The 7,756-nt window shown below is 53.3% G+C and carries 6 protein-coding genes; all 6 read right to left on the bottom strand.

What is annotated here, in order from left to right; all coding sequences use genetic code 11:
* Nucleotides 1–72: 72 nt before the first annotated feature.
* Nucleotides 73–1,524, bottom strand: coding sequence for an aminoacyl-histidine dipeptidase (locus E1189_RS04165; protein WP_155158805.1), 1,452 nt, complete (start codon nt 1,522–1,524; stop codon nt 73–75).
* Nucleotides 1,525–1,573: 49 nt separating this feature from the next.
* Nucleotides 1,574–1,894 (bottom strand): DUF3301 domain-containing protein, encoded by a 321-nt coding sequence (locus E1189_RS04160; RefSeq protein WP_155158804.1) that lies wholly within the window; start codon nt 1,892–1,894, stop codon nt 1,574–1,576.
* A gap of 30 nt (nt 1,895–1,924) precedes the next feature.
* Nucleotides 1,925–2,188: a cell division topological specificity factor MinE gene (gene minE, locus E1189_RS04155; RefSeq protein WP_329601890.1), complete on the bottom strand. Its 264-nt coding sequence runs from the start codon at nt 2,186–2,188 to the stop codon at nt 1,925–1,927.
* Nucleotides 2,185–3,000, bottom strand: coding sequence for a septum site-determining protein MinD (gene minD, locus E1189_RS04150; protein WP_155158802.1), 816 nt, complete (start codon nt 2,998–3,000; stop codon nt 2,185–2,187). Before minD ends, minE begins: the two co-directional genes overlap by 4 nt.
* A gap of 52 nt (nt 3,001–3,052) precedes the next feature.
* Entirely contained in the window at nt 3,053–3,859 is an 807-nt protein-coding gene (minC, locus tag E1189_RS04145; protein WP_155158801.1) for a septum site-determining protein MinC, read from the bottom strand.
* Nucleotides 3,860–4,568: 709 nt separating this feature from the next.
* Entirely contained in the window at nt 4,569–7,493 is a 2,925-nt protein-coding gene (gene rapA / locus E1189_RS04140) for an RNA polymerase-associated protein RapA (RefSeq protein ID WP_155158800.1), read from the bottom strand.
* Between the last annotated feature and the right edge of the window lie 263 nt (nt 7,494–7,756).

Below are 7,756 nucleotides of genomic sequence, written 5' to 3'. Positions count from 1 at the left end.
AGGGTGCCACATAACGTCTTATCAGCTGCTGTTTGATTTACAAACAGCAGCAGTCTATATCAAGTAACCCTATTAAGCCGCAGGCACTTCTGCCAGAGCCGCAACCAGCAGCTGCCAGAAGCGGCCAACACTGGCGATGTGAGCACGCTCTGCAGGTGAGTGAGGGAACTGGATAGTTGGTCCGAATGAGACCATATCCCAGTTCGGGTACTTCTTGCCCAGTAGTCCACATTCAAGGCCCGCGTGAATTACCTTGAACACAGCTTCTTTGTTAAACAACTTCTGGTGTACATCCTGTACCAGTTGCTGTACAGGGGAGTTTTTGACAGGTTCCCAGCCGGGATAGCCGTCGTTGTCAGTCACCTTTGCGCCAGCCAGCGCAAACAGGCTGTGTAGTGTACGACGGGTGTCATCCTGAGCAGAGTTCACCATGCTGCGGGGCAGAACCTGAACTACAATCTTGCCTTCCGCGATCTTGGTCACACCCAGGTTAGCGGAGGTTTCTGTTACACCTTCAATGACGTCGCTCATGCGCAGTACGCCGTTAGGGCATACGTGCAGAGTGTTCATCCAGATTTGTTGCGTGGCAGCAGGCATAACTTCGGCAGTGTCAGTGGCTGCCCAGGTGAAGTTCAGCTCAGGGTCAGCAAGCTTGTATTCGTTGGCAATGGCGTTGGCGAAGGCATCAAGAGCGGCTTCTGCTTGTGCCACCTGTTCCTGCGGCAGGGCCACAACTGCGAAGGATTCACGGGGAATTGCGTTAAACAGCTTGCCGCCGTTGAAGCTTGCAATGCGAACGTCAAAAGGTTCCAGTACCTTTACGGCACGCACCATCAGTTTGATGGCGTTGCCACGGTACAGGTGGATATCGCAACCAGAGTGGCCACCGCTCAAGCCCTTCAGGGTCAGGGTACGAGCTGTATAGCCTTCTGGCAGAGCTTCCGGAGTGTATTCATCTTCTGCCTGAATACGCACGCCGCCTGCGCAGCCCACGTAAATCTCGCCTTCGTCTTCGGTGTCCAGGTTGAAAAGGATGTCGCCTTGCAGCTTGCCTTCTTCCAGACCCTGAGCGCCGCCCATGCCATCTTCTTCATTGGAGGTTATCAGTACTTCCAGTGGCCCGTGCTCAATGCCATCGGCAACCAGTACTGCCATGGCTGCTGCCACACCAATACCGTTGTCGGCACCGAGAGTGGTGTCGTTGGCGCGTACCCAGTCACCATCAATGATGGTTTCGATAGGGTCGGTCAGGAAATCATGTTCTTTGTCACTGTTCTTCTCCGGCACCATATCCATGTGTGCCTGCAGAATTACTCCACGGCGGTTTTCCATACCGGCTGTGGCAGGCTTGCGGATGATGATGTTGCCAGAGGCATCCAGTGAATGATCCAGCTTATTGCTCTCACAGAAAGCAATAATGTGCTGGGTAATTTTCTCTTCATGATGAGAAGGGTGGGGAATTGCACAGATGTCGGCAAATTGCTGCCATAAACCCTGAGGGTGCAAGGTTCTGATATCGCTCATAAAGCTCACTCTGGTTAAGGTAGTAAAAAACTGCAATAGAGTGATGGTGCTACGGAAGTATGTGGGGTGGTATACGTATTTCCTGAAGGCGGGCACCCAGCATAAAAACCTCACCCTGGTAGCGGTCTTGACCGGTGGCAGAAAACTCAAATTGGCACCGGCGCAATATGGCAAGGCTGCCGTTTGGGCTTCGGCGAATCGCCTCAAAGTTCAGGGAGATACTGCCGTCAAGGAATTGCAGGTTGAGTTGTTTGCAACGGGATTTGGCGTGACGAATGGCCGTCTGGCGGATGGCCTGAGCATTCCACCAGAAGCTTAATATGATGACTACAACGGTCAAAACGACAATGTCACTTAATTCCAGGTACATCTCATTGACCTTCTGGTCTTGTGTGTGGCCTCAATCGTTGTCTGGCAAGGTGACATTCAGTTCCAGAATCGAGACGTCCTGCTGGTTCTCGAAGGTGATACTGACATGGTCCTGCTCCACCTGTACATACTTACGCACAACGTTGAGAATATCCTGCTTCATGGCAGGGAGGTAATCAGGTGTTGTGTGCTGTCCGTTTCGTTCGTGGGCCACAATAATTTGCAGGCGTTCTCTGGCAATAGCCGCACTGTTAGCCTTTTTTTCGCGACTTCGGAAAATTTCCAGAATGCTCACCCTTGTCCTCCAAAAATCCTTTGCAGCAGCCCTTTTTTGGGGGCTTCCAGAAAGCGCATTGGACATTCTTCACCAAGAAAACGCTGGGTAGCATCAGCGTAAGCACTGCCCGCAACACTCTCCTCCATCAAAATCACTGGCAAACCCTGGTTGGAGGCTTTCAGTACACTCGGATCTTCAGGAATGACGCCCAGCAGAGGAATGGCAAGAATATCCTTCACATCTTCAACACTTAACATATCACCACGTTCGGCGCGTGTCGCATTGTAGCGGGTAAGAAGGAGATGTTCTTTCACGGGTTCCATATTCAGCTCTGCACGACGGGAGCGACTTTGCAGAATGCCGAGGATGCGGTCGGAGTCTCGTACCGACGATACTTCAGGATTCGTGGTGATAATGGCCTCATCGGCATGATAAAGTGCCATCAGGGCACCGCGCTCGATGCCGGCAGGGGAGTCGCAGACGATATACTCAAACTCCTGAGCCAGAATTTCCAGTACCTGAGCCACCCCTTCTGGAGTGAGAGCGTCTTTGTCCCGGGTCTGGGAAGCGGGGAGAATAAAGAGGTTATCTGTGTGCTTGTCTTTGATCAGAGCCTGATGAAGAGCAGCTTCACCGTTAATCACATTGACAAAGTCGTAGACCACACGGCGCTCACAACCCATAACCAGATCCAGGTTACGAAGGCCGATATCAAAGTCGATAACCACTGTACGATAGCCTTGCCTGGCCAGACCAGTAGACAGCGCTGCACTGGTGGTGGTTTTGCCGACGCCCCCCTTACCTGAAGTGACAACAATTACTTTGGCCAAGATTACCCCCTTCTGGTAATGCTATGTGTTTGTGCAGTGGCACAATCAAAAATTAAGGAATCTGTTCAATAACCAGAGCTTCATCCTGCAGATAGGCCTGCACGATTTGCCCTGTGAGTGATTTGTTCATTGTCGCGGACATTTTGTAATGACCGTTAATCGACACCAGCTCTGCTTCAAAGCGGGTGCAAAAAATGCGCGCCTGGGCATTGCCCTTCACCCCAACCAGTGCCCGACCACGAAAAGCACCATAAGCATGGAGGTTCCCAGTCGCCAGTACTTCTGCCCCGGGACTGACCGGCCCGGTGAGTATCAGGTCTCCGTCGTGAAACACCTGCTGACCCGAACGGATTGGAGCCTTGATAATGCGGGGTGCTTCAGTCTTTGGAGTATGCAGAGGGGTAACGTTGTCGTCTACCTTGCCATCGCTTACTTGTGACTGAGTGCTCGGTTTATGTAGCGGGCTCACAGCTGCCACTGGTTTGGCAGAATCCGGCACAGCCGGCTTCCGGATATTTGCCATGGGTTGTGCCGGCAGACAGGCCAGCCCAATCTCTGCAGCCTGGGCCCGGTGGTGTGCACTGCCACCACGAACGGCAATTAAATTGATACCAAAGTCGGAACATAGCGTCATAAGCTGCAGCATATCAATAGGCACAGTTGGGTTCTGAAAATGTTCCAGACTCACAATAACCGGTGTATTTTCAAAAAAACGTGGCGCTTTAACCACAAGGGCCTGTAACTGCTGGTGCAAATCCATTTCATTAAAACGATACAGCTCGAGGGTCATCATTGTGACCATGCTGCCTTTTAACTGAAAGCATGGGCTTGCAGTATGGGGGGTGATAATGCTTGTCATGGCTGGGTGGCAGATACTTCTTGCTCAGCGTAGGGGTAGAGTAGGGAGAGGCGCAGGTGGAAGCAAGAGAGGTGTGTCGAAAATCGGGTAATTACTGTCGGGGGTAGGGTTCTCTACGCAGGAAAAAAGGGTTGTTAGCTCTGCTGTCAAGGTTGTTAGTGAAGGGGAGTAAGGCTTGCTCTAATTTTGTGTCAGGATTACTGACAACCTAGTCAAAGGAGTGATTTATGCTGTTAACAAGACCCATGCTGAACGGTGGCACAAGAGTGCCACATATGTCTCCTCCCCCTATGACTTCACCGGCAATGCGCTCAGGTGCGGAGATATCTTATGTAATAACTGCTCCATCCACCCCACCGGTTTTGAGTACACCGATTAGCAGAGTCAGCCCACCCCCACTCACTCCCGGGCCATCTCTGTCAGGGCCAGTTCCACTTGCCGCTATGGCCGTTAAGCAAGAGAATCAAGAGAGGGTTATGGGGAACCCTGAAAAGGTGACTCCACCCAATTCTTCAGAAACACCTTCTGTGTGCATTTATATTGCTGCCAATAAGCTTGCGACTATTCATAACGTTGAAATTTACTCGTTATCTCGGGAAGGAACCTTCGTTCCTGCGGGAGCGGTAATGTTTGCAGTGCCCCTCCCTGGCGCTCCTCACATGCACTGTGGCATCTGTTGAGCGCAGAGATTGATGTTGTGTGACGGCGGTCAGGTTGTGAAAATCAACCGGATCGCATCCAGACGCAGCTGAGCTTTCTGGAGCAGCTGGTGGCCCTGGGCCGCCTGCTGCTTCAGGAACTCAATTTCCTCATCCCGGATATTCGGGTTCACAGCTTTCAAGGCTGCAAGACGACGAATTTCCTGAGTCACATCGTTCATCAGCTTCTGGCAAGCGTTGTTGATGATATCAGCAACCTGACCACGGGCGTGGTTTTCCGCAGCCTTTGCCATTTTCACCACCGCTTCACGCTGACTCTTCACAACCTTACGGGCTGTGCTGGTTTTCAGCTTCTGCAGTTGCGCATCAAGGCTCTTGAACGGTACCTTGGCATCCAGGTTGTTCATGGCAGGGTCAATCAGTGTGCGCAGAACTGTTGGTGGCAGGAAGCGCTCCAGCTGCAGAGTGCGATCACCGCTGGTTTCCACCACAAAGATCGCTTCCATCAGCATCAGGCCTGGCTTCAAACCCTTGCTCTTGATAATGGCGCAGGAGGTGTTGCCGGTTTCGCTGGTGAGCAGCATATCCATACCTTCGCGTACCATGGGATGTTCCCAGGTGACAAACTGCATATCTTCCCGGGAAAGGGCAATATCGCGGTCGAAGGTGATGGTGGTGCCATCGGTGGGCAGGCCAGGGTAGCTGGTTACAGTCATGTGGTTACCAGGGCGAACCACAATGGCGTTTTTGGAATGATCTTCCGTTTCCAGACCAAAGCTCTCAAACAGCTTGTCCACAAATTTGGACAGCGCTTTGGGGGTGTCTTCGCTGCGAATCTCACCCACCAGGTCACGGTTGCTGCCCGCGCCACGGGAGTTTAGTTCCAGCAGACGGTCACGACCAAGACGCAGATGACGGCTCACCTCATCGTTCATGGTGCGGGAACGCTCAACCAGCGTGCTGAAATCAAAGCCGGTGTCGTCTGCCATATCGGCTTCTGAACTGCGCAGCCACGCTTCCTGTTCATCACGCAGGCGGGAGTACACGACACTGCCTGCAGGGCAGGTATCAGCAAAGGCATTCAGACCATCGTTGTACCACTGGAACAGACGCTCCTGACCTGTGCCCTGAATGTAAGGCACGTGGATGCGGATAGTATGCTCCTGACCAATACGGTCCAGACGGCCGATACGCTGCTCCAGCAAATCCGGGTTGGCCGGCATATCGAACAGCACCAGATGGTGAGCAAACTGGAAGTTGCGACCTTCACTGCCGATTTCGGAACAGATCAGTACCTGAGCGCCGTACTCTTCATCAGCGAACCACGCAGCAGCACGGTCGCGCTCCACAATACTCATACCCTCGTGGAAGACAGAAGCCAGTGTACCAGCATGAATACGCAGAGCATTTTCAAGATCCATCGCTGTGCTGCTGTTGGCGCAAATCACAAGAATCTTCTCCTTGCGCAACAGCTTGAGTATGTTCACCATCCAGTCGATGCGAGTGTCAACCTTCCACCATGGCTCAGCATTATCAACGGTGATGTGCTTCTGATAGGCCAGCTCGGGGAACAGCTGCTCCCGCAGGTCTGTGCTCTGACTCTCTGCAGTAGCAGCCTTGGCACTTTCTTCCAAAGCAATGGCGTACAGCTCAGGTAACGCCTGTGGATAACCCTGTACCGCACGACCGGGGAAGCCGGGTACTGCAGCACGGGTGTTACGGAACAGGATACGGCCGGTGCCATGGCGATCCAGCAGCGCGCGTATCAGCTGCTCACGGGCGTTGGCGTGGGCGGCTTCGGTTTGATCCGGATCATTGATAATGGCGATCAGGCCATCAGCCTCAGTGCCCAGCAGGGTGCGCAGGTTGTTGGCAGCGTCGTTGGATATACGGCCAGTGTCCAGTAGTTCCCGGGTAGCCTCTGCAACAGGTTCGTAGCTGGCTTCCTCTTTCTGAAATTCTTCAAGGCTGTGGAAGCGGTCTGGGTCCAGCAGGCGCAGACGGGCGAAATGACCGGCATGACCCAGCTGTTCCGGTGTGGCGGTGAGCAACAGGATGCCAGGGGTGTCTTCCGCCAGACGTTCGACGAGATGATAGTCAGGTCCTGCGCCGCTCTCTTCGGTCCACTCCAGATGGTGGGCCTCATCCACAACCAGCAGATCCCAGCCGGCATCCAGTGCCTGTTGCTGATGTTCCGGGCTATTGCGCAGGAAGTCGATACTGGCCAGCACCAGTTGTTCACTGGCGAAGGGGTTCTCACCATCGGCATTGCGGCAGCGCTCTTCATCGAACACGCTGAAGGCCAGGTTAAAGCGGCGCAGCATTTCAACCAGCCACTGATGCACCAGAGGTTCCGGTACCAGAATCAGAACGCGGGATGCGCGGCCAGTGAGAAGCTGGCGGTTTAGAATCAAACCGGCTTCAATGGTTTTACCCAGACCCACTTCATCCGCCAGCAATACGCGAGGTGCGTAGCGATCCGCCACTTCATGGGCGATATGTAGCTGGTGAGGAATCAGGCTGGCACGGGCACCGCTCAGGCCCAGCCATGGGGACTGACACAGGCGGTTGTAATGAGCCAGTGCCTGGTAACGCAGAGAGAAGTTACTGTTCAGGTCGATCTGACCCGCCAGCAGGCGATCCTGCGGTTTGTTGAACTCAATAAAGTTATCAAGCCCGGCTTCCGGCAGTTCACGGTGCTCTCCGTTTTCGTCGGTGCCTGTGTAAACCAGCAGGCCGTTCTTTTCCTCAACGCCTGTGACCGTAAGAATCCAGCCCTCGTGGCTGGCTACGGAATCACCTGGCTCGAACTGAACCCGGGTGAGTGGACTGTTTTCCTGACGATATACCCGAGTTTCACCGGTGGCCGGATAGAGCAGGGTTATTGTGCGGGCGTCAAAAGTAAGGATGGTGCCCAGCCCCTGTTCGATCTCGGTATCACTTATCCAGCGTTGTCCCGGGACGAAAGATGCCATGTGTTCTGCCTGCTCCGTCAATCAAAAAGGCCGGTATGTTATCGAAAAATACTGAAAGGACAATATAGGTGAGACCGCAATAAAGTGAGAAATTAGCAACAAACGGGTATCTATAGGTGTGGTTGCGTAAATTTATGTGAGTTTGTGTGTGGTCCAGTCAGTAAATATTCCAAGCATATTTCCGCAGGCGTATCCAGGCACGCTCGCACTCATACCGCTGAGAAGGATAGCTCGAGTCTTCTCCAATACGAAATGAGCCTGAA

This window comes from Parendozoicomonas verongulae, assembly GCF_009711465.1.
GTDB lineage: Bacteria > Pseudomonadota > Gammaproteobacteria > Pseudomonadales > Endozoicomonadaceae > Sansalvadorimonas > Sansalvadorimonas verongulae.
The sequence above is the reverse complement of the archived record's forward strand: the minus strand, read 5'-3'. Positions and strand labels throughout refer to the sequence as shown.

Bases quoted from the DNA above. Each gene is read 5' to 3' on its own strand.
- minC (WP_155158801.1), bottom strand. From the start codon at position 3,859: ATGACAAGCATTATCACCCCCCATACTGCAAGCCCATGCTTTCAGTTA.
- E1189_RS04165 (WP_155158805.1), bottom strand. From the start codon at position 1,524: ATGAGCGATATCAGAACCTTGCACCCTCAGGGTTTATGGCAGCAATTT.
- E1189_RS04160 (WP_155158804.1), bottom strand. From the start codon at position 1,894: ATGTACCTGGAATTAAGTGACATTGTCGTTTTGACCGTTGTAGTCATC.
- rapA (WP_155158800.1), bottom strand. From the start codon at position 7,493: ATGGCATCTTTCGTCCCGGGACAACGCTGGATAAGTGATACCGAGATC.